Raw genomic sequence first — 21,802 nt, forward strand, 5'->3', positions numbered from 1 at the left:
CACCGACCCCGCGACCAAGGTGGAAGGAGACTCTCGATGACGGACCGGACGGACGCCGCCCCCGCCCCGGCCGCCCCCTCCGCGGGGCCCGTACGCCCGGCGGCCGCGCCGCGGGCCCCCCGCCCGTCCGCGCCGCGCCCCATCGGCGAACACCGCCGCTGGCCCCGCTCGTTCGCCGACCGGCTGACCACCCCGCTGCCCGGCGTCCGCGCCTTCGCCCGGCTGGCCCGCGAGGGCGCTTTCCGGCCCGGCCCCGAAGGGCTCCGCGGCATCCCGGACCTGCCGTACGAGCCGGGCCCGCTGCCCGCGACGGTCCCCGGCGCGGTGTCCGTCACCTGGGCCGGACACGCCAGCTGGGTGCTGCGGACCGGCGGACTGACGGTGCTGACCGACCCCGTCTGGTCCCGGCGGATCCTCGGCACCCCGGCCCGGATGACGCCCGTGGGGGTGCGCTGGGAGGACCTGCCGCCGGTGGACGCGGTCGTGATCAGCCACAACCACTACGACCACCTCGACGCCCCCACCATCAGGCGGCTGCCCCGGGACACTGCCCTCTTCGTCCCTGCGGGCCTCGCGGGCTGGTTCCGCCGCCGCGGCTTCACCCGGGTTACCGACCTCGACTGGTGGGAGTCGGCCGAACTGGGCGGCGTACGCTTCGAGTTCGTGCCCGCCCACCACTGGTCGAAGCGGTCCCTGACCGACACCTGCCGGTCCCTGTGGGGCGGCTGGATCCTCACCGACACCCTGAGCCCGGTCCCGAGGAAGGTCTACTTCGCCGGGGACACCGGCTACGGCCGGTGGTTCCGCGAGATCGGCCGCCGCCACCCCGGCATCGACCTCGCGCTCCTGCCCGTCGGCGCCTACGCTCCGCGCTGGTGGCTCGGCGACGTGCACGCCGACCCCGAGGAAGCCGTCCAGGTCTGTCTCGACCTCGGAGCCCGGCGGATGGCCCCCATGCACTGGGCCGCCTTCGTGCTCTCCGCGGAACCGGTCATGGAGCCCCTGCACCGGACCCTGGCCGCCTGGTCGCGTGCGGGCCTTCCCCGGGAGGACCTCTGGGACCTCCCGGTCGGAGCCTCCCGCACCCTGCCCGATCCGGAGCCCGTCCAGGACCCCGGCCGCGGCCCCGCTCCGGAGCCCGACCCGGATCCGGCCTCCGGCGAGGAGGGTGCGGCGGGACACGCCGGCTAGTTTCCGGCGTTGTCGTGCGAGTACTCCATGGCGATCAGCTCCCCGTTGGCGGTTCACGTGTCGTGCCGGTCCGCACCGAGCAAGGCCCTGCGAACGCAATCGCACCTGATGCCCAGCGCGCCGTGGCCCGCGGACGGCGCGCATTGGAGTGGCCGGGGCCCGTGCCGTGGCGTGGCTCCCGCACCCGCGGGCGAGCATTCCTAGGGTCGGCGGGGGTACGGCACCGGGCCGACCGTCCAGATCAGATGGGTGAGTCGTGGAACGCATGACGGCCGAGTCGAGAACGATCGGTCCCCCGGCCCCCGCGGGCCGCGCCGCCGCCCGCCGGTGGACCCGCCGGCTGGCCGCCGCCGTGGGGCTGCTGGTGCTGTGCGCGCTCCCCGTGGGGCCGGCGGGCGCCGCACAGCCGGGGGACGCGGGATCGCCCGCCGGTCCGCCGCTGTACGTGTCGGACTACGGCAACAACCGCGTGGTCGCCCTGCCCGCGGAGGGCGGCGACCAGACCACCGTGCCCCTCGACGGCCTCGTGCGGCCGACGGGCATGGCCTGGGACGCCGCGGGCCGGCTCTACGTCTCCGACACCGGCAACAACAGGGTGCTGGTCCTGCCCCCGAACGGCGGGGAACAGTCGGTCGTTGCCACCGCGGACCTCTCGCGCCCGCTGGGACTCGCCGTCGACGCGGCCGGGAACCTCTTCATCGCAGACAGCTTCAACGACAGGGTCGTGAGGGTCGCGGCGGACGGGAGCGGCCAGAGCACCGTCCCCACCACTGGGCTGCTCCACCCCTGGGGGCTGGCGATCGCGCCCGACGGGGGCCTGTACGTTTCCGACTTCGTCAACGACCGGGTCGTGAAGGTGGCCGCGGACGGGAGCGGCCAGAGCACCGTGGCGACGACCGGACTCTCCCAGCCGACCGGGCTGGCCGTGAACGCCGCCGGTGACCTCTACATCGCGGACAGCGGCAACAACCGGGTCGTGAAGGTGCCCGCGGGCGGCGGCCCGCAGAGCACGGTGCCCACCACCGGCCTGAACTCCCCGCTGGGCCTCGCGCTCGACGGGTCCGGCGGCCTGTACGTGGCCGACGGCTTCAACAACCGTGTCGTGCGGGTCCGGGAGAGCGGCGGCGGACAGGTCACCCTCGCCTTCACCGGCCTCAACACGCCGACGGGCCTCGCGTTCCCGCCGACCGCCGCCCGACCGGGGCACGGCCGCGCCCACTAGTGGGTGCCCCACGGATCAAAACCGGGCCCAACCCCGCCCGCCGGACCCGCCCCGAGGGCTGACCCGTAGTCCCCTGTGGAGCAGCGCACGGCGTCAGACGCGGTGCACCGCAAGGCGGAGGGGCGTCCTCACACCGGACGTGTGCGGGCGTGTCCCGGCGTCCCGACAACGCGGCGAGGTGCCGTAGCTGTCGTCGTGCGCCCGCCGGGGGATGACGGAACAGCCCTCAGCTCGCGTCCTGCGGTCCCGGGCGCAGGCGGCGCCAGGCCGCAGGGCCGACGCTGATCAGCAGCGTCAGGCCGACCGCGAGCGCCACGCCCTTCCACGGCTCCGAGAACAGCGAACCGCCGAGGATGCCGATCAGGCAGTACGTGGCGGCCCAGGCCAGGCACGCGGGGCCGTCCCCGCGGGCGAACCGGCGCAGCGGCAGCTCCGCCAGCAGGCAGGCCAGCATCACCGGGATCCGGCCGGCCGGGACCAGGCGGGAGAGCACCAGCACCATGACCCCGTGCTCGGCCAGCTTGGTCTGTGCCTGCTCCAGCCGCTCGGGCGCGGCCCGGTCGCGCAAAGCCTCCAGCCACCGCGAGCCGCCCCGGGAGCGCACCCCGCGCTGCCCGAGCCAGTACAGCGCCAGGTCCCCGGTGAAGGCCGCCGACGCCGCCACCGCGAACACGAGCAACACCCCGTACGGCGGCGACTGGTGGTGGAACGCCACCACCGCGGCCGAACTCACCACCGCCCCGGTGGGAATCACCGGCACCAGCGCGCCCAGCGCCACCAGCACGAACAACGCCGGGTAGCCCACTGCCTGCTGGGTGGTCTCCGGCGGCACCTGGCCGGTCCCCGCGGCCGCCGAGGCCGCCGCGGCCACTGCCGCCGCCGTCAGGTCGTGGAGCGTCACGGCAACCGCACCCGCTCGCCGTGCGCCGGTACCCGTACGGTCACCTTCGGCGCCAGCCGCCGCGCGAGCCGCTCGAACTCCTCGCCCGGTGCGTGGAACTCGTGCGGCCGCACGGCGTCCATGCCCACCGGCCAGTACGTCCCGTAGTGGACCGGCACCGCCGCCGCCGGCGCCAGCTGCGCCAGCGCCCGCGCCGCCCGCCCGGCGTCCAGGTGCCCGGGCCCCAGGTACGGGCCCCAGCCGCCCACCGGCAGCAGGGCCACGTCCACCGGCCCCACTTCCTCGGCCATCGTGTCGAACAGCCCGGTGTCCCCGGCGAAGTAGGTCCGCGCCGAGCCCTGGACCACGTATCCGAGCGCCGGCGCGAGGTGCGGCCCGAACGGCAGCCGCCGACCGTCGTGCCGGGCACTGACCGCCCGGACCCCTACGCCCTCCCCGACGTCGGTCTCCTCGCCCGGCGCCGTCTCCGTCACCGCCAACCCGCGCCGCCCCGCGAGCCGGGCCAGTCCCGGGACCGCCCGCCGCGCCCCGCGGGGCACCAGGAGCCGGGTCCCGGGTGCGAGCCGACCCAGCGACGGCAGGTGCAGATGGTCCGCGTGCAGGTGCGACACCAGCACCACGTCCGCCACCGCCGCCTCGGGCGGCGGGAGCGCCCCGCGGCGCCGCCGCAGGTGCGCGAGCCGCCGCGTGAACAGCGGGTCCGTCAGCAGCCGCACCCCGGAATCCTCGACGGTGCACGCCGCATGGCCCCACCAGGTGATCTCCACCGGCACCAGGCCCTCCCTCCCTCGCCGTCCCAGCAGCTCGGACCGTTCCACCCATCATGCCGGGCCGGAGGCTCCCGCCACCGCTTCGGAACCGGAAGCCCGCATCCCCTCCTCCCGGGCGGCGGATCGGAGTAGGGTCCGGCGGCATGGAAGAGTTGCGCGTGGCCGCGATCGCCAGCCTGGCCCCGCTCGAAGATCTGGACGCCGACCCCTTCGCCGTGGACACCCGCGGCCAGTACGCCGTGTGCGCGCGCTGGGCGGCCGACCGCGGCTACGTCGTGACCAAGCAGCTGCTCGTCTACGGGCTCCGCGCGGACCACTGCGGATTCTGGTCCGACATCCACGCCGCGCGGGTCGATCTCTTCGTCGCCGCCAACCGGCGGGTGCTGGCCCGCGCCCTGAGCTGCGTCGAGGAGTTCACCGCCGAGTGCGAGCGGCGCGGCGTACGCCTGGAGACCGCCGGGGACGAAGAGCCCCGCTACACCTCCGAGATGAAGGCCGAGGTGCACCGGCGGCTGTCCATGCCCACCGCCGGCTACGACGGCACCTGACCGCCGCCCCACCGCTCACGCCCGTTCACGCCCGCCCCGTATCCGGCCCGTCCCGTCGCCCGGCCGGGCCGCCGCCGCTGTGCGAGCCTGGAGGCGGAGACGACCCAGGGGGTGGCGCGGTGCGGCGACGAAGGTGGCGGACCACGGGCAACGCCCTGGTGCGGGTGCTCCTCGTCTGGGCGGTGTCGACCCTCACGATGCTGGCCCTGGCCGGGATCCTGCCGGACTTCCGGCTCCAGTCCGACGACGGCGACAGCATCACGCAGATCGGCCTCACCGCGGCCTGGGGCGCCGGCGCCTTCGGCCTGCTGGGCGCCCTGGTCTGGCCCGTGGTCGTGCGGGCCCTGCTGCTCGTGCCGGCCCTCGTGCTCGGGCTGCTCGTCTTCTTCCTGAACGGCTCGCTCCTGCTGATCGCGCTCAGGCTCATCCCCGACGGGCGGGGCGAGGCGGCCCCCGAGACCGCGGTCGTCGTGGCCGCCGTGATGTCCGCGGTGGCTTCGGCGGCCTCCACCGCGCTCGCGGTGCGCGACGACGAGGCGTACCGGCGCCGGCTCTACCGGCTCGCCGACCGCCGCCGCCGGCGACAGGGCCGCGGGGCCGCGCCCCGGGCCGGGGCGCCCGCGCCGGGGCTGGTGGTCGTCCAACTCGACGGGGTCGGGTACGAGGTGCTGCGCGAGGCCTGCAACAGCGCGCTGATGCCCACCGTCGCCGGCTGGCTTGAGCACGGCCACCGGGTCACGCCCTGGCGCACGGACTGGTCCAGCCAGACCGGCGCCAGCCAGCTCGGCATCCTGCACGGCTCCACCTTCGACGTGCCCGCCTTTCGCTGGTACGAGAAGGAGACCGGCGAGGTGGTGGTCTGCAACCGGCCCACCAGCGCCGCGGAACTCCAGCGCCGGGCCGTCGAACGCACCGGGGACGGCGGACTGCTCACCCTCGACGGGGCCAGCCGCGGCAACCTCTTCAGCGGCGGCGCGGACCAGCTGGCGCTCGTGCTCTCGGTGTCGGCGCGGCGGGGCCGGGCCAACCGGTCCCGCGCCGGATACTTCGCGTACTTCTCCGATCCGGCCAACGCCGTCCGCACCGCCCTGTCCTTCGTCTCCGACGCGGCCCGGGAGATCGTCCAGTCCCTGCGGGCGCGGATCCGCGGCGACCGGCCGCGGGTGTCGCGCGGCGGGCTCTACCCGCTGATCCGGGCCTTCGCGACCGTGGTCGAACGGGACGTGGTCGTGGCGGCGGTGATCGGCGACATGCTCGCCGGGCGCACCGTGGTCTACGCCGACCTCGTCGCCTACGACGAGGTCGCGCACCACTCGGGCCCGCGCGGCCGGGACACCGACCAGGTGCTGGAACGCCTCGACCGCAGCCTCGCGCTGATCGCCCGGGTCGCCGAGCACGCGCCCCGCCCGTACCGGATCGTGCTGCTGTCCGACCACGGCCAGAGCCCGGGGGAGACCTTCCTGGCGCGGTACGGGCTGAGCCTCAAGGACCTGGTGCGTGCCGGCTGCGGACTGCCCGTCTCCCGCAGGGCCGGCCGCACCCACAGCGGGGCCGAGGCCCGCGCCGCGGTCCTCGCGGCGCTTCACCGGCCGGTGGAGGAGGACGAGGAGGCCCACCCCGGGCCGGGCTCCGACCCGGTGGTGCTGGCCTCGGGCAACCTCGCCCTGATCTCCTTCCCCGACGTCCCTGGCCGGGCCTCGCGGGCCCGTATCGAGCGCGCGCACCCCGCGCTGCTGGCCACCCTGGCGAACCACCCCGGTGTGGGCTTCCTGCTGGTGGACGGGGTGGTGCTGGGACCGGACGGGGCGCAGGCCCGGCTGGACGTGCCCGGCGAGGCGGAGGAGCTCCTCGCCGCCTTCGGCCCCGGCGCGGCAGAGGCCGTACGCCGGACCGACGCCTTCCCACACGTGGCCGACATCATGGTGAACTCGGCGTACGACCCGGACACGGGCGCGGTGCACGCCTTCGAGGAGCAGATCGGCTCGCACGGCGGCCTGGGCGGGGAGCAGGGGCGCCCCTTCCTGATGTGGCCCGCGGAGCTGTCGGACCCTGGCGCGGAGCTGGTCGGCGCGGAGTCGGTGCACGGCGTACTGCGGCGCTGGCTCAGGGAGGCGGACGGCCCACAGGTACCGGTGGCGGCGCCGACGGGCCGATGGGCGCAGGAGAGCGTCCGGGCGGTCGGCGAGCGGCCTGCGCGAGCGGTGCCGCAGAATTCACCGCCGGACGGCCACCTCGGCGGAATCCTTCCTTCCGAGGGGTCGCCCGCGCGGGACGAAACCCGCTGATTTGGTACGACCCGCACGGTGGCCGACCATGTGTCGACCCGCCCACCATGTGAGACGACCCGAGGCGCACCACCGATGACCAGCACCGCAGCCCTGCCCGCCGAGGCCACCGCACCCCCCGAAGAGCCGGGCCGCGACCCCCATGCCCGACGCTTCGGACTCCCCATCGCGACCTGCCTGGTCATGGGCAACATCATCGGCGGCGGGATCTTCCTCCTCCCGGCCTCGGTCGCGCCCTTCGGCACCATCAGCCTCCTCGCGTTCGCGGTGCTCACGCTCGGGGCCGTCGCCCTCGCGCTCGTCTTCGGCCGCCTCGCCCGCCGCCACCCGCAGACCGGCGGCCCGTACGTCTACGCCCGCGCCGCCTTCGGTGACTTCGCCGGCTTCCTCGCCGCCTGGAGCTACTGGATAACCTCCTGGGTGTCGAACGCGGCCCTCGCCGTCGCGTCGGTCGGCTACCTCTGCGTCCTCTTCCCGGCCATCGGCGCCCACAAGTGGTCGATGTGCCTGGCGGCCCTGGCCATGCAGTGGCTCCCCGCGCTCGCCAACCTGGCCGGCACCCGCTACGTGGGTGTCGTCCAACTCGTCGCCACCGTATTGAAGTTCGCCCCGCTGATGCTGGTCGCCGTGGGCGGTCTGTTCTTCTTCGACCCGGCCAACCTCGGCCCGTTCCAGGCCACCGGCCAGAGCCCGGCCGGCGCGCTCTCGGCCTCCGCGGCGATCCTCCTCTTCAGCTACCTCGGCGTGGAGTCGGCCGCCGTCAGCGCCGGGGAGGTCCGCGACCCCGCCCGCAACGTCGGCCGGGCCACGATCCTCGGCACCGCCGGCGCGGCCGTCGTCTACCTGCTCGGCACCCTCTCCGTCTTCGGACTCGTCGCCCACGAGGAGCTGGTCGCCTCCGAAGCCCCCTTCACCGACGCCGTCAACGCCATGTTCGGCGGGACCTGGGGCGGCACCCTCGTCGCCTGCGCCGCCGTCGTCTCGATGGGGGGCGCCCTCAACGGCTGGACGCTGCTCAGCGCCCAGACCCCGTACGCAGCGGCCAAGGACGGCCTCTTCCCCCGCGCCTTCGAGAAGAAGCGGCGCGGCGTCCCGGTGGTCGGCGTCGTCGTCACGACCTCCCTGGCCTCCGCCCTGACCGTCTACAACTACACGGCCGGCTCCGAGGGCGTCTTCGAGATCCTCGTCCTCGTCACCACCTTCACCGCGACCGTCCCCTACCTGCTCTCCACCGCCGCGCAGATCTACTTCCTGCTCTCCGGCCGGGGCGAGCGCGTCCACCGGGGCCGCCTGGCCCGCGACGGCGCCCTCGCCGTCCTCGCCTTCGGCTTCTCCATGTGGCTGGTGGCCGGCTCCGGATACGCCGCCGTCTACCAGGGCGTGCTCTTCCTCTTCGCGGGCGTCGCCGTCTACGCCGTGATGGCCGCGCGCAGGCAGCGGACAGCCGCCTGACCTGCGCGGTAGCGTGGAAGGACAGTGCCTTGGGGGGCATGAAGGGGTCGCCATGTCCGCGATCAGGGAAAGCATCGAAATCGACCGGAGTCCCGAAGAGGTCTTCGCCTACCTGTCGGACGCCTCCCACCTGCCGGAATGGCAGAAGAGCGCCGTGTCCGTCCGGGGCGGCGAACACCCGGCCGTCGGCTCGCTCATCGCCGTACGGCGGCGGATCGGCCGCCGCGAGTTCCCGACGACCATGGAAGTCACCGAGTACGACCCGCCCAGAACCTGGCACCTCCATGGCATCGACGGACCGGTCCGCGGCGACGTCCGCGGCACCGTCGAGCCCCTGGCCGACGGGGCGCGCTCCCGGCTCACCCTGAGCCTCGACTTCGAGGGCCACGGCATAGGCAGGGTCCTCGTGCCGCTCGTCGTGAAGCCGTACGCGCGCAAGGAGATGCCGCTGAACGAGGAGAAGCTCAAGCACCGGCTCGAAACCTGAACCGGGCGGGCGCCCGGGGAAAACCGGATGCCGCACGGTGTGCGGTGTGGCCAGACTGGCCGCACCACACACCGCCCCACCCGAAGGACGTCCCCGCCCGTGCAGGCTGCCGTCACCGTCACCCCCGCCCAGATCCCCGAACTGCTGCTCGGCCTCGCCACCGTGCGGCCCGTCTTCCTCTGGGGGGCGCCCGGTATCGGGAAGTCCTCGCTCGTGCGGAAGTTCGCCGACTCCCTCGGCCTGGAATGCGTCAGCCTCCTCGGCACGCAGCTCGCCCCCGAGGACCTGATCGGCGTACCGCAGATCCGCGACGGCCGCTCCGTGTTCTGCCCGCCCGAGGCCATCGCCCGAGACGAGCCGTACTGCCTTTTCCTCGACGAGCTCAACGCCGCGAGCCCGGACGTCCAGAAGGCCTTCTACTCGCTGATTCTCGACCGCCGGATCGGCTCCTACGAACTGCCCGCGGGCTCCATCGTGATCGGAGCCGGCAACCGCGCCACGGACAACGCGCTGGCCCGGCCCATCGCCTCCGCGCTGGTCAACCGCCTCACCCACGTCCACCTCCGGGCGTCCGCACAGGACTGGCTGGTGTGGGCCGGCGAGCACGGCGTCCACCCGTGGGTCACCGACTACCTCACCGACCGCCCCGACCACCTCTGGTCGCAGCCGCCCAAGACCGAGGAGCCCTTCTCCACCCCGCGCTCCTGGCACATGCTCTCCGACGCCCTGCACTCCTTCGGCGCGGAACTCGACGAGCAGACCCTCAAGGTGGTCGCGCACGGCACCCTCACCCCCGCGCACGCCGTCTCCTTCTGCGGCTACGCCAAGATCGTCCGCCACACCTTCGGCATCGAGGCCATCCTGAAGGGCGACGCCTCCTGGCCGGCCCGGCTCCAGGACCGCGACCTGCTCTACTACCTTGCGGAGGCCTTCCGGGGCCGCCTGCTCAAGGAGCTCCCCGCGCAGAAGGAGCACGTCTCGCCCGCGCTGCGCCAGCACACTCACCGCTTCAAGTCGCTGCTCGTCCAGCTCGCCGAGATCTCCGTCGAAGTAGCCCAGACCGTCATAGCCGATGACGCCGACGGCCGGCCCGTACTGCCCGGCTGGTTCCTGATCGAGGCCGCCCGCGACATGCCGCGGCTGGTCGAGGCCCGCCGGTGAGCCGGAGCGGAAAGGCACGCGCGAAGGCCGCCGCCAAGCCCGACCCGGCCACCCAGGCCTTCGCCGAGGGCATGGCCCTGGTCCAGCAGAACCCGGCCCTCGGAGCCCTCCACGGCAAGGTCTGCCGCGAGGCCGGCTGCCCGCAGTCCCCGGCCGCGGGGCTGGCCGCCGTGTCCTCCAACGGCGTCGTGCACGTCCACCCCACCCGGCGGGCCGAACCCCGCGAGTGGGCGTGGGCGATCGCCCACGCCCTGCTGCACCTCGGCTTCGGCCACGTTCCGGCCGCCAAGGACGAGGACCGGCCCCAGCCGGACCGCTTCGACCTCGCCGCCCGCTGCACGGTCGTCAACCGCTTCCTGCTGACCTTCCCGGTCGGCCGCGCCCCGGACCACCTGCCCGCCGCGTACCCCGGCGGCGACGAGGACGAGCTCGCCGCCCGCTGGCGCCGCGACGGCATCCCGGCCGCCTACGAGCACTGCGGCACGGCGGGCGGCCACCCCGACCAGGTCCTGGTGCCCTGGCGGACCTGGGACACCACCGTCCCCGACTGGCAGACCGCCTTCGCCGCCGCCCTGACCCGCAGCGTCTCCGCCGCCATGGACGTGGCCGGCGGCCGCCGCGACCGGACCACCGGCGAACGCCTCGAACAGCGCCCCTGGGACCGGGCCCTGAACTGGTTCGTGTCCTCGTACCCGCTGCTGGGCGGGCTCGCCGCCGGCCTGACCGTCGTCGCCGACGCCGAGCTGGCCCGCGCGCAGGACATCTCCATCGCCGCCGTCAGCGCCACCGCCGGGGAGATCTACATCAACCCGCTGCGCACCTTCGACGACGACGAGTGGCGGTTCATCCTGGCCCACGAGATGCTGCACGCCGCCCTGCGCCACGGCGAGCGCCGCGGCCCCCGCGATCCGTTCCTGCACAACGTCGCCGCCGACTACGTCGTCAACGACTGGCTGGTGGAGATGCGGATCGGGAGCATGCCCGAAGGGCTGCTGCACGACCCGGCGCTGCGCGGGCTGTCCGTCGAGGAGGTGTACGACCGGATCACGACCGACCTGCGCCGGATGCGGCGCCTGGCCACCCTGCGCGGCCGGGGCGCCGGGGACATCCTGGGCGAGCCGCTCGCCCACGGCGCGGGGCGCCCGTACACGGACCTCGACGAGTTCTACCGGCGCGGCCTCGTCCAGGGCTTCGACCTGCACGTGCGCGGCGGGCGCGGGCTGCTGCCCGCCGGGCTGGTCCAGGAGATCCGGGCCCTGGCCCACCCGCCGGTGCCGTGGGACGCCCGCCTCGCCCGCTGGTTCGACGAGTACGTGCCGAGGCCGCAGCCCGTCCGGTCCTACGCCCGCCCGGCGCGCCGCCAGGCCTCCACCCCGGACATCCCGCGCGCGGGCCGGTACTTCCCGCCCGAGGAGACCGCCCGCTGCACCTTCGGCGTGGTCCTCGACACCTCCGGGTCGATGAACGCCACCCTGCTCGGCAAGGCGCTGGGCGCGATCGCCTCGTACGCCGGGGCCCGCGACGTCCCGGCGGCGCGCGTGGTGTTCTGCGACGCGGCGGCCTACGACGCGGGCTACGTCGCTCCGACCGAGATCGCGGGCCGCGTGCGGGTCCGCGGCCGCGGCGGAACCGTCCTCCAGCCGGGCATCGACCTGCTCCAGCGGGCCGCGGACTTCCCGCCCGGAGCGCCGCTGCTGGTGATCACGGACGGCTGGTGCGACACCCTCCGCATCCGCCGCGAACACGCCTTCCTGGTCCCCCGGGGCGCCTGCCTCCCCTTCACCCCGCGCGGCCCGGTCTTCCGGCTGTCCTGACGCGCGTCACGACCGCTGCCTGCCGCCGAGCCGGTAGACGGCGTAGGTGATGCCGAGGATCACGTCCACCGCCGCGGTCGGCGGGGTCCGCCAGGTGCCGGAGGTGCCCGAGGGGTCCTCGGGCCGTGGGCCCCACTGCGGGGCAGGTGGCACAGGGCGGTCGGTCATCGGCGGACCTCCTGGTCGGGAGGGTCGGACGGGGCGCCCCGGAGGCGGCCCGTTCAGCCCGTGGTCGCGCCGACGCGCCTCCCGGGCACGTCCGGAGGGGGCACGCGGCCCGTGACGACGACGCCCCCGCACCGCGGGGTGGCGGAGCGGGGGCGTCGTGCGGGAGCCGGCTCAGTCGAGGTAGTCGCGCAGGACCTGCGAACGCGACGGGTGGCGCAGCTTCGACATGGTCTTCGACTCGATCTGGCGGATGCGCTCACGGGTGACCCCGTACACGCGGCCGATCTCGTCGAGGGTCTTCGGCTGGCCGTCGTTGAGGCCGTAGCGCATGGAGACCACGCCCGCCTCGCGCTCCGAGAGCGTGCCCAGGATCGACTGGAGCTGCTCCTGGAGGAACGTGAAGGAGACCGCGTCCGCGGGCACGACCGCCTCGGAGTCCTCGATGAGGTCACCGAACTCGCTGTCGCCCTCCTCACCCAGCGGGGTGTGCAGGGAGATCGGCTCGCGGCCGTACTTCTGGACCTCGATGACCTTCTCGGGGGTCATGTCGAGTTCCTTGCCCAGCTCCTCCGGGGTGGGCTCACGGCCCAGGTCCTGGAGCATCTGGCGCTGCACGCGGGCGAGCTTGTTGATGATCTCGACCATGTGCACGGGGATGCGGATCGTGCGCGACTGGTCGGCCATGGCGCGGGTGATCGCCTGGCGGATCCACCACGTCGCATACGTGGAGAACTTGAAGCCCTTGGTGTAGTCGAACTTCTCCACGGCGCGGATCAGGCCGACGTTGCCCTCCTGGATCAGGTCCAGGAAGAGCATGCCGCGGCCGGTGTAGCGCTTGGCGAGGGAGACCACGAGACGGAGGTTGGCCTCCAGCAGGTGGTTCTTCGCACGGCGGCCGTCCTCGACGAGGATCTCCAGCTCGCGCTTGAAGGCGGGCTTGTGGTCCTCCTCCTCTTCGAGCTTGTACTCGGAGAAGAGACCGGCCTCGATGCGCTTGGCGAGCTCGACCTCCTGCTCGGCGTTGAGGAGCGGCACCTTGCCGATGAGCTTGAGGTAGTCCTTGACCGGGTCGGCGGTGGCGCCGGCCACCATGACCGTCTGCGCCGGGGCGTCGTCCTCGTCGTCGTCGGACAGGACGAAGCCCTGGGTGCCGCCGGGCTTGGGGGTCTCCTCCTCGGCGTCGTCGACGAGGTCCTCGGCCGCCCAGTCCTCGCCCTCGACGGCCGGGGTCTCACCCTCGTCGGCGTCCTTGGCGCCGGCCTTCTTCGCCGCGGCGGTCTTCTTCACGGCGGTCTTCTTGGCGGCGGTCTTCTTGACCGTGCGCTTCTTCGGCTCGGCGGCGGCCTCGGCCGGCGCCGCCTCCGCGGCCGCGGAGGCCGACGGAGCGGATATCGCCGAAGCCGTGGACGTGACCGCGGGCGCCGCGGCGGTGGCCGCGGTCTTGCGCGCACCGATGGGGCGGGGCGCGGCGGCGGCCTTCTTGGCGACGGTGCGGGCGGGGGCGGCGGCAGCCTTGCGGGGCTTCTTCGCGGCAGCCTTGGTGGCGGGGGCCGCGCTCACGTGAAGGGCGACACCCTCCTCGTCGAGGACCTGGTTCAGGCTGCGCAGGACCCGCTTCCACTGGTCCACCGGGATGCGGCCGGCCTCGAAGGCCTGGCGCACGTCGTCACCGTTGATGTGACCCTGCTCGCGGCCGCGCTCGACGAGCGCTACCAGGGCCTCGGATTCGGCGATCTCCGGAGGGAACGTACGGGACGGGCTGAGCGACACAAGGAGCCTCTCGTTGCGAACAGATAAGGGGTGGGCGGGACATCATCGCGCGAACTCGGGAAACAGACCCGAGGGGGGTCTGTATTCCGGGCCGCGCGAGGACACCTGTCGGTTCATCGCATGCCCGAGTCGATTCGTTACGCGCTGAATTGAGTGACCTGCGCCACGCTGGGGCCGGGCAACCGGATCCGGCGTGGATCCGTCCGCCCTCCGCGTCAGCCCGTTTTGCGGGCTTCGATCAGGAAACGGGCGGTATGCGCGACGAACGGGCCGTCCCGCTCGATCCGTTCGTGAAGCTCACGCAGGCGGTCCCGGTACTGCACGACCGTGAAGCCGGGCACCATCCAGATCACCTTCCGTAGAAAGTAGATCACGGCTCCGATGTCGTGGAACTCGGTGCGCAGCCGTTCGGAGCGCAGATCGAGCACTTCGAGACCCGCCTTCGTGGCGTCCGCGACCGCGTCGTCGGGGTGCCGTGCGCGCCTGACCTCCTCCGGCTGTGGCCCGAGAAAATATTCGACGAGTTCGAAGACGCTCGCCGGGCCGACCTGCTGGGAGAGGTACGTCCCGCCCGGCTCCAGCACCCGGGCGATCTCGTCCCACCAGATGGTCACCGGGTGCCGGCTGGTCACCAGCTCGAAGGCCTCGTCGCCGAAGGGCAGGGGCGGCTCGTCGGAGTCCGCGACCACCACCGCGCCCAGCGGGTGCAGCAGCTTCGTCGCCCGCTCGACATTGGGCGGCCAGGACTCCGTGGCCACCGTCAGGCGCGGCAGGGGGCCGGATCCGGCGAGGACCTCGCCGCCGCCGGTCTGGATGTCCAGGGCGGACCGGACCCGGGCCAGGCGCTCGGCCATCAGCCGCTGATAGCCCCAGGAGGGGCGCTGCTCGGTGGCGCGGCCGTCGAGCCAGGAGAAGTCCCAGCCGTCCACGGAGACGGACTCCGCCTCGGCGACAAGATGGTCGAAAGTTCGCGTCATGCATTGATCGTCGCAGGTCGGGCGCCGGGCGACCACCGGGTTGGTCGACTACAGTGGTCGGCGGGCCGTGACTGGCGTTCGGGTGGATCACCACCGGGGAGCGGCCCGGCGTACCTCAGGACCTCCCGTACGCCGACTGCCGCGCGCCTGGGCGAACCGCGATCCGCAGCGACGTTCAGGAGACCCCGTGACGACTGCCCAGACTGCCCCTGCCGCCGGTACCGCCCAGCTGATGGACGGCACCGCCCTCGCCCGCCGCATCTCGGAGCAGACCGCCGCCCTCGCGGCGAAGATCACCGAGCGCACCGGCACCGCGCCCTGCCTCGCGACCGTGCTGGTCGGCGAGGACCCCGCCTCCGTCACCTACGTCCGCATGAAGCAGAACCGCTGCGCCAAGGCCGGGATCACCTCCCGCCACGTGGAGCTGCCGGCCTCGACCACCACGCAGGAGCTGGTCGCGGCGATCACGGCGCTCTCCGAGGACCCGCAGATCAGCGGCATCCTGCTCCAGCACCCCGTCCCGCACCACATCGACGAGCGGGCCGCCTTCGAGGCCATCGCCCCCGGCAAGGACGTGGACGGGGTCACCATGCACTCGTTCGCGGCCATGGGCTTCGGCCTGCCCGGCTTCGTCTCCTGCACCCCGGGCGGCATCATGCGCCTGCTCGCCGAGTACGAGGTGGACCTGACCGGCAAGCACGCCGTGGTCGTCGGCCGCAGCGCGATCCTGGGCAAGCCGGCCGGGATGCTGCTGCTGGAGCAGAACGCCACCGTCACCTACTGCCACTCCCGCACCCGGGACCTCTCCTCGATCGTGCGCCAGGCGGACGTGCTGGTCGCCGCCGTCGGCAAGGCGGAGTTCATCCGGGGCGAGGACATCAAGCCGGGCGCGGTGGTCCTGGACGCCGGCTACAACGAGGGCAACGTCGGCGACGTCCACTTCGAGTCGGCGGCGGCCCGGGCCTCGCTGATCACGCCGGTTCCGGGCGGTGTGGGCCCGATGACCATCGCCGTCCTGCTGGAGCAGACCGTGCGGGCCGCCGCAGCGCAGGCGGGGCTGGACCTCGCCGCCCTCTGATTCCGCCCGCCGATCCGCCGCGCGCGCCGATCGGCGCGTCCGACGCACCGCCCCGGGCCCCGGCCCGGGGCGTTCTGCGTTCCCGGTACTCAGGCGACGACCGGCTCCGGTTCCGGGGCGGGCGCGGCGGCGGCCGCGTCGCGGGCAGCGGCGACGACCGCGGACGTGCGGAACTCGTGGGCCAGCGCGGTCAGCGGGCGGCGGCCCAAACGGTGCGGCTCCGCGACCGGGGCCGGACCCGGCCCGGATCCGCGCGCGGCGGCGTCCTTGAGGCGGCACGCGGCGGCCACGACGGCGGCGTCCGCGACCGTTGCGGCCCGCGCCTCGTCCAGGCCCCGGCCGCGGGCCGCCTCGTACGCGGTGGCGTGTACCCGGGGGTCGAACCAGCCGGCCAGCGCCAGGATGCCGTCGTCGATGACGGACTCGCGGTGGACGAGCCGGATCCCCACCGGGGACCACCAGGCCAGCGGGACGGTCCGTCCCTGGGCCGCGGCGAACCCGCGCAGCGCCTTCCACAGCGGGCGCAGCCGCCGGTACTCACTGAAGCCCGTCCACGTCGCCGACCCGCCGATCAACGGCACGACGAACCCGGCGCCGAGCAGCAGCGCGGAGGCGGAAGCCAGGGGCGGTGCCACGTCAGTGGACAGCACGACCCAGTCGCGGCCGGCCCAGCGGGCGGCCACCGAGGCCCACTTGGCGGCGAGGTAGGCCAGGTCCAGGAGCCCCGCGAGGACGATCAGGGCCAGCCCGGTGCGCAGCGGGCGCAGCGAGCGGTCCGCGCGTGCGAACCACTTGGCGCACAGCCAGGTCAGCGCCGAGGTGCCCAGGGTGTGCGCCACCAGGAAGCAGACGATCATCTCGCGGATCCACGGCGTCGTGGCGTAGTACGTGTCCAGGTCCCTGAGCCGTTCCACCGGCGCGTCGCCGATCACGAACAGGGCGACGATCGCGGCGGTCGCCGTGCCGAACACGACCGCGGTCAGCCGGGTGGCACGGCGCACGGCCGCGGGCGGCCCGCCGCGCCACTGCAGGACCAGGACGACGCACAGCCCGGAGAACACCGTGAGCAGGCCGAACACCAGCGGCGCGGAGAAGTTGACCACGCCGGTACGGCGGTTGACGGCGGCGATCGTCGGCGGCGACGCCAGGAAGGTGATCGGGGCGCCGACGACGAGCAGCGCGCACGCGGTCCGGTTCAGCGGCTGGTCCCAGTTCCGGCGCAGCTCCGGAGCCTTGATCAGCAGCGCCAGGACCATCAGGGAGCCGGGCAGGAGCAGGGAGATCTCGCAGCTCATCGGGCCTGTCCGACGGGGTCGGCAGGGCCGACCGGATCGATTTCCGGACCGGTGGGGGCGGCCCCCGGCCCGGCGCCGGTGCTCCCGGACCCGGTTCTCGTGCCCGGCGCCGGGTCCAGTCCGGCGACGGCCCGCTCCGCGGCCGTGAGCGGCGGAGCTTTCAGTGCGCCCCGGTCGGAGGCGCGCGCCACGTGCCAGACCACCGACGGGCGCAGCCAGTGGGTGGGCTCGATGCTCATGGTGAGGACGTTGAACAGGGCGGCGGTGAGCGCATCGTCGGTGGTGGCGCCCGTCATCAGACGGTTGACGTAGCCGTTGAGCAGGCCGGTGCCCGCGCGCGGCTTCATCCCGGTGGCCCCCGGATACAGGATGTCCTGCGACGTGGCGAGCTCCCAGGCGGTGGCGACCTGGGGTGCGATGACGCGCTGCGCCTCGCGGCCGATTCCCGGATGGGCCAGCCCCTTCGCCCGCAGGAGGGTGCGTACGGCCAGCAGGCCCTGGGCGGCGACGGTCATGCCCTGCCCGTACAGCGGGTTGAAGGTGGCGACGGAGTCGCCGACGGCGAAGAAGCCGTCGGGCAGCTCGGCCTTCTCGAAGTAGATCCGGCGGTTGGCGGTGCCCTGGGTGACGGCGACGTCCGTCAGGGGCTTGCGGCCCTCCAGGAGCTCGCCGACGATCGGGTCGCGCACGGACTTGGCGAAGGGGATGAACGCCTCGGGGTCGCCGGTGGGCTGGCCGCCGCGGGTGCCCGACAGGGTGGCCTGCCACTGGCCGTTCTCGATGGGCACGATCGTGGCGGTCTGCCCGGGCACGGGCACCCGGGGGTCGGACTGTACGTTGACGATGGGGAAGCCCATCTCGTGCGCGCCGGGCGGGGCCTCGAAGATCCGGGTCGCGTAGACGAGACCGGAGTCGACCTCGGCCTGCCGGATGCCGCTCACGCCGAGGGCCTGGAGCCACGTCCGGGCGCGCGATCCGCGGCCGCTGGCGTCGACCACGAGATCGGCCGTCACCAGCCGGTCCTGCTCCTCGGGGGTGTCGACGCGGACGCCGGTGACCCGGGCGGCCGTGCCCTCCAGGCCCCGGACCCGGCTCTTCTGGAGGGTGGTGACCCCGGCGAGGCCGGTGATCCGGGCGCGGACCACCGAGTCGAGGAGGTCGCGGCTGCAGGAGATGTTGAACTGCTTCTCGCCGCAGCGCGGGATCCAGCCCTGGGCGGTCTTGGTGACCAGGTCGGTGGGCAGGCTGCGGCGGATGGCGCCGGCCTTCGTCCAGTCGTCGGTGATGCCGGGCAGGATCCGCTCTATGGCCCGGGCGCCGCCCGACCACAGCAGATGGGTGTGCCGGGCCTGAGGGAGCCCACGGCGCGGGGTCGGCCCCTCCGGCAGCGGGTCGGCGTCGATGACGGTGACCGTGGCGTGCTCGGCGAGGACAGCGGCCGCGAGGAGGCCGGCCAGACTGCCGCCTATGACGACGGCGTGGCGGGGCGGGGAGGACTGGTTCATCGTGGCGGGCTCTCTGTCAGGGCCGTGCGGAGGGCATCGGCGTGAGGGATGCGGCGACTGGCTGGTGCTGGTCACGGCGTGGCACGGGGCTTCCCCAGCCGAGTGAGGACTTGATGCGCTCGATCGCCTCGGGGAGCTGCTGCTCCCGGGGCGACGGGAGGCGGGAACGCAGGATGTTGCCGAGGTGCAGGCCGAAGGTCTCGGCCCGGATCTCCGCCGGATCCCCCTGGTCGGCGCGGGCGGCGGCCTGCCGGACCACCGCGTCCAGCCCGGAGCCGGGGGCGAGCAGTTCGGCGAGGCTGCCGTGGCGTCCCGCCAGCCGGGCGGCCACCAGCATGCCCGGACCGACGCTGTCGCAGGTCCCCTCGTCCAGGTGCCACAGCTCGTGGCAGGCGATGACGAGCTGGTGCTCGGGCCGGGTGTGCTGCTCCACGACGATCAGGTCGACGTCGTCCAGCTCCAGCCACAGCCCGCTCGCGGTGTCGGGCGGGAACGAGGTGAAATGGAAGTCCACCTTCCGGTCTGTGCCGCGCCGTTGGGTGTAGGCGGCGCACAGCGCCCCGATGATCTCCCCGACATCGGCCGGCGCCGTCAGGCGTGCGCCCTCCAGCAGTTCGGAGCCCAGCTTGCGCATGGCCCGTGTGGTCCTCATGGTGTTTCTCCCTCGGCGGCGGCGCCCTCGGTCGGCGCCCCGCCCTTCGTGCCCGGAAGTCCGAGCTGCCCCTCGCGCGCGAGGAGGTCGTCCAAGTGGTCGGCCAGTGACTTCCACCCCTGGGGCGACAGCCGGCCGGCCCGCGTGACGATGCTCCGTACGTCATGCGCACGCAGCACGGCCAGCATCGGATTCTCCCGCTCCCGTTCCACGCACTCCAGTTCGCCCTCGATCAGTGCGAGTGCCGTGGCGAGCGCCTCGGTGTCGTCGGCGAGCAGGAAGCCGGCGTCGACACCGTAGAAGCGCTGTATCCCGGCGGCGGCGGCGAGGTTCGGCATGCCCTCGCCCTGGGCGAGGCGGGTCAGCGACTGCCCCGACGCGTCGAAGGACTTGGCGATGGCCGTGAGCGAGTGGGCCTGGCCGTCCTCCCGGGGCCTGGTGCGCCGCAGGTGCTCGAACCGCTGGTGCACCTGCTCCTTCAGGGGGAGCCGGGGCGGCCTGCCGTCGAGCGTCTGCCGGACGGCCTGTGGCGTGATACCGGTCAGGTACGAGAGGTGTTCCAGGTCGTCCCGGCCGTCGGAGACGGTGGTCACGGACAGGGCGAGGGCGCGTTCCACCGCGCTCTTGCAGTCGGCCAGCAGGAATCCGGCGTAGACGCCGAAGAACCGCTGCACGCCGGCCGCGTGGCCCATCCGCAGCAGCCCGGTGCCCGCGTTGAGGGGGCCGAGGGAGGCGCCGGGGGCGTCGAAGTCGTGGGCGATGGCGGCGAGCGGCCATTCCCGGCCGTGCTTGTCGCGCCGGGTCGCCCGCAGCAGCCGGAACCGCTGGTGCACACGTTGTTCCAGTGGCACTTCGGCGGCCGTACCCGCCACCACCGGTGGGATGCGCCCGGGTTCGACGCCGGACAGGTGGCTCAGCCGCCCCACCGCCAGCACCTCGGCCGGGTCCCGGCCGCACCGCTCCGCGAGTGCCCCCACGCGCCGCCAGATCGCGGCGAGGTCGGGTCGGGCGGCGGCTCGCACCGGCTGATTCTCCATATGTCGACAAGGCGTTCGAGTGGATCGGGCTGCGTGAAGCCTAGCCCCCGACCCCCGGCCGAACCACGGGAACCCCAATGTTTCCTGCCGCCCACCTCAAAAAGCGTGGGCATGACCTCGGAGGTAATCGACCCCCGGCGAGAGGGCCCGGCACAGTGGGGCGTCGGGTTCCGGGGCCGCGCACTCGGTTCTGGGGCCCGGCTCCCACCTGGCCGTTCCACCTCGACGGAGGCTGCCCCATGTCCGCGACCCTGCTCGCCGGTTTCGCCCGTACGCCCGTCCCGCAGCTCGCGCTGCGTCGCTTCCTCGCCCTCGACGCCGTTGTCACCACCGGCAACGGCCTCGCCTACGTCGCCTTCTCCGCGCCGCTGGGGCGGCTGCTCGGGGTCGGGTCGGCGCTGCTGCCGGCCGTCGGCGTACTGCTGGTGCTCTACGGCGCCGCCGTCGGCCTGCTGGCTTCGCGCGGCCGGCCCCCGGTGCTCGCCGTGAAGGCCGTCGTCGAGACCAACTACGCCTGGGCCGCGCTGAGCCTGGTGGCCCTCGCCGTGTGGTTCTCGCCGACCCCCGCAGGGACCGTGTGGATCCCGGCGCAGGCCCTCACCGTCGCCGGCTTCGCCGTCCTCCAGCAGCTCGCGCTGCGCTCAGTCGCCGAGTGAGCGCAGGTACTTCACCGTCGCCGGGTCGGCCGGGAGCATCGTCTCGATGGCCAGCTCGGCGACGGTCACGTCCATCGGGGTGTTGAAGGTCGCGATGGACGACACGAAGGACAGCAGGTGGCCGTCGTGCTCGATGAGCAGGGGGAGCGCGATGTAGGGGACGGGCTCCCGCGGTGCGCCGTCGCCGGGGCGTTCGGCCACCGGATAGGAGGAGACCTCCTCGTACAGCGCGCGCAGCGGTTCGGAGCGGGCCAGCGCGATCTGGCGCTCCATCTGGGCGAGCAAGTGCCCGCGCCACTCCCTGAGGTTGTGGATCCTCGGGGCCAGGCCCTCGGGGTGCAGGGTGATCCGCATCGCGTTCAGCGGCGGTGTCAGCAGGTGCTCCGGCAGGCCGTCCAGCAGCATCAGGACGCCCCGGTTGGCGGCGACGACGTCGTACGCGGCGTCCACGACCAGCGCGGGGTAGGGCTCGTACCCGGTCAGCAGCCGCTCGATGCCCTCCCGCAGTGTCTCCATCGACGGGTCGTCCAGCGCGGTCTGCGCATAGTGCGGGGCGTAACCGGCGGCCAGCAGAAGGGCGTTGCGCTCGCGCACCGGGACATCGAGGCGGTCGGCGAGCCGCAGCACCATCTCCTCGCTCGGCCGGGCCCGCCCCGTCTCGATGAAGCTGATGTGCCGGGACGAGGAGTCGGCGCGGCCCGCCAGCTCCAGCTGGCTGATGCCGCGCCGCTCCCGCCATGCGCGGAGCAGGGCGCCGACCGCGGGTGTCGAGGTGGTCATGGCTCCGACGGTAGCCGAGCCCGCCGAGCCCGCCGAGCCCGCCGAGCCCGCCG

Annotated in this window: 20 protein-coding genes and 1 riboswitch; of the genes, 10 read left to right on the plus strand and 10 right to left on the minus strand. The window is 73.9% G+C overall.

Features of this window, described 5'->3' with window-relative positions; all coding sequences use genetic code 11:
• The first annotated feature begins 36 nt into the window (after positions 1-36).
• Both AB0F82_RS21205 and AB0F82_RS21210 read left to right on the plus strand, forming a co-directional pair.
• On the plus strand, positions 37-1,191 hold the full coding sequence (locus AB0F82_RS21205; protein ID WP_362629951.1) for an MBL fold metallo-hydrolase: 1,155 nt from the start codon (positions 37-39) through the stop codon (positions 1,189-1,191).
• Between the two features lie 265 nt (positions 1,192-1,456).
• Entirely contained in the window at positions 1,457-2,413 is a 957-nt protein-coding gene (locus AB0F82_RS21210; protein ID WP_362630043.1) for a virginiamycin B lyase family protein, read from the plus strand.
• A gap of 226 nt (positions 2,414-2,639) precedes the next feature.
• Here AB0F82_RS21210 and AB0F82_RS21215 read toward each other — a convergent pair whose 3' ends face one another.
• Positions 2,640-3,299 carry a DedA family protein gene (locus AB0F82_RS21215; RefSeq protein ID WP_436842125.1) on the minus strand — a complete coding sequence of 220 codons (660 nt, stop codon included), beginning with the start codon at positions 3,297-3,299 and terminating at the stop codon, positions 2,640-2,642.
• 11 nt (positions 3,300-3,310) lie between these two features.
• On the minus strand, positions 3,311-4,087 hold the full coding sequence (locus AB0F82_RS21220) for an MBL fold metallo-hydrolase (protein ID WP_362629954.1): 777 nt from the start codon (positions 4,085-4,087) through the stop codon (positions 3,311-3,313).
• Positions 4,088-4,227: 140 nt separating this feature from the next.
• On the opposite strand from AB0F82_RS21220, the gene AB0F82_RS21225 reads away from it, so the two are divergent.
• From AB0F82_RS21225 to AB0F82_RS21250, 6 genes are all read left to right on the plus strand, one after another.
• Positions 4,228-4,632 (plus strand): hypothetical protein, encoded by a 405-nt coding sequence (locus AB0F82_RS21225; protein WP_356811173.1) that lies wholly within the window; start codon positions 4,228-4,230, stop codon positions 4,630-4,632.
• Positions 4,633-4,751: 119 nt separating this feature from the next.
• The gene (locus AB0F82_RS21230) at positions 4,752-6,917 is read left to right on the plus strand and encodes a phage holin family protein (RefSeq protein WP_362629957.1); all 2,166 of its coding nucleotides are present in this window, start codon (positions 4,752-4,754) and stop codon (positions 6,915-6,917) included.
• Between the two features lie 75 nt (positions 6,918-6,992).
• Positions 6,993-8,369, plus strand: coding sequence for an amino acid permease (locus AB0F82_RS21235; RefSeq protein ID WP_362629960.1), 1,377 nt, complete (start codon positions 6,993-6,995; stop codon positions 8,367-8,369).
• A 52-nt stretch (positions 8,370-8,421) separates the two neighbouring features.
• Positions 8,422-8,856 (plus strand): SRPBCC family protein, encoded by a 435-nt coding sequence (locus tag AB0F82_RS21240; protein WP_356811176.1) that lies wholly within the window; start codon positions 8,422-8,424, stop codon positions 8,854-8,856.
• Between the two features lie 99 nt (positions 8,857-8,955).
• Positions 8,956-10,017 (plus strand): ATP-binding protein, encoded by a 1,062-nt coding sequence (locus AB0F82_RS21245; RefSeq protein ID WP_356811177.1) that lies wholly within the window; start codon positions 8,956-8,958, stop codon positions 10,015-10,017.
• Entirely contained in the window at positions 10,014-11,831 is a 1,818-nt protein-coding gene (locus AB0F82_RS21250; protein ID WP_362629964.1) for a vWA domain-containing protein, read from the plus strand. Before AB0F82_RS21245 ends, AB0F82_RS21250 begins: the two co-directional genes overlap by 4 nt.
• Before the next feature lie 6 nt (positions 11,832-11,837).
• Here the strand turns inward: AB0F82_RS21250 and AB0F82_RS21255 are convergent, their stop codons facing one another.
• The 3 genes from AB0F82_RS21255 to AB0F82_RS21265 form a co-directional block, all read right to left on the minus strand.
• Positions 11,838-11,999: a hypothetical protein gene (locus tag AB0F82_RS21255; RefSeq protein WP_362629967.1), complete on the minus strand. Its 162-nt coding sequence runs from the start codon at positions 11,997-11,999 to the stop codon at positions 11,838-11,840.
• 171 nt (positions 12,000-12,170) lie between these two features.
• A complete protein-coding gene (locus tag AB0F82_RS21260; RefSeq protein WP_362629970.1) occupies positions 12,171-13,769 on the minus strand; it encodes an RNA polymerase sigma factor in 1,599 nt (532 codons plus the stop codon).
• Between the two features lie 215 nt (positions 13,770-13,984).
• Complete coding sequence (locus AB0F82_RS21265) at positions 13,985-14,746, minus strand: methyltransferase domain-containing protein (RefSeq protein WP_356811181.1); 762 nt, start codon at positions 14,744-14,746, stop codon at positions 13,985-13,987.
• Between the two features lie 57 nt (positions 14,747-14,803).
• Positions 14,804-14,906: riboswitch (ZMP/ZTP riboswitch) on the plus strand.
• 72 nt (positions 14,907-14,978) lie between these two features.
• Here AB0F82_RS21265 and AB0F82_RS21270 point away from each other — a divergent pair.
• Positions 14,979-15,824 carry a bifunctional 5,10-methylenetetrahydrofolate dehydrogenase/5,10-methenyltetrahydrofolate cyclohydrolase gene (locus AB0F82_RS21270; RefSeq protein WP_362630046.1) on the plus strand — a complete coding sequence of 282 codons (846 nt, stop codon included), beginning with the start codon at positions 14,979-14,981 and terminating at the stop codon, positions 15,822-15,824.
• An 89-nt stretch (positions 15,825-15,913) separates the two neighbouring features.
• Here AB0F82_RS21270 and AB0F82_RS21275 read toward each other — a convergent pair whose 3' ends face one another.
• From AB0F82_RS21275 to AB0F82_RS21290, 4 genes are read right to left on the minus strand one after another with little or no spacing between them, the layout of a single operon-like run.
• On the minus strand, positions 15,914-17,119 hold the full coding sequence (locus tag AB0F82_RS21275) for a DUF6545 domain-containing protein (RefSeq protein WP_362629974.1): 1,206 nt from the start codon (positions 17,117-17,119) through the stop codon (positions 15,914-15,916).
• The gene (locus AB0F82_RS21280) at positions 17,116-18,624 is read right to left on the minus strand and encodes an NAD(P)/FAD-dependent oxidoreductase (RefSeq protein WP_362629977.1); all 1,509 of its coding nucleotides are present in this window, start codon (positions 18,622-18,624) and stop codon (positions 17,116-17,118) included. The genes AB0F82_RS21275 and AB0F82_RS21280 overlap by 4 nt, the downstream gene beginning before the upstream one ends.
• A gap of 16 nt (positions 18,625-18,640) precedes the next feature.
• Positions 18,641-19,276, minus strand: a complete 636-nt coding sequence (locus AB0F82_RS21285) for a toxin-antitoxin system, toxin component (protein ID WP_356811184.1) — start codon at positions 19,274-19,276, stop codon at positions 18,641-18,643.
• Positions 19,273-20,298 carry a hypothetical protein gene (locus tag AB0F82_RS21290; RefSeq protein ID WP_356811185.1) on the minus strand — a complete coding sequence of 342 codons (1,026 nt, stop codon included), beginning with the start codon at positions 20,296-20,298 and terminating at the stop codon, positions 19,273-19,275. The genes AB0F82_RS21285 and AB0F82_RS21290 overlap by 4 nt, the downstream gene beginning before the upstream one ends.
• Before the next feature lie 254 nt (positions 20,299-20,552).
• Here AB0F82_RS21290 and AB0F82_RS21295 point away from each other — a divergent pair, with 254 nt between their 5' ends.
• Positions 20,553-20,969, plus strand: a complete 417-nt coding sequence (locus AB0F82_RS21295) for a hypothetical protein (protein WP_362629980.1) — start codon at positions 20,553-20,555, stop codon at positions 20,967-20,969.
• On the opposite strand, the gene AB0F82_RS21300 is transcribed toward AB0F82_RS21295, so the two are convergent.
• Positions 20,955-21,749 carry a helix-turn-helix domain-containing protein gene (locus AB0F82_RS21300; RefSeq protein WP_362629983.1) on the minus strand — a complete coding sequence of 265 codons (795 nt, stop codon included), beginning with the start codon at positions 21,747-21,749 and terminating at the stop codon, positions 20,955-20,957. The two genes, AB0F82_RS21295 and AB0F82_RS21300, sit on opposite strands and share 15 nt — an antisense overlap.
• Positions 21,750-21,802: the final 53 nt, after the last annotated feature.

The sequence above is a fragment of the Streptomyces virginiae genome (assembly GCF_040638905.1).
Classification (GTDB): domain Bacteria; phylum Actinomycetota; class Actinomycetes; order Streptomycetales; family Streptomycetaceae; genus Streptomyces; species Streptomyces virginiae_B.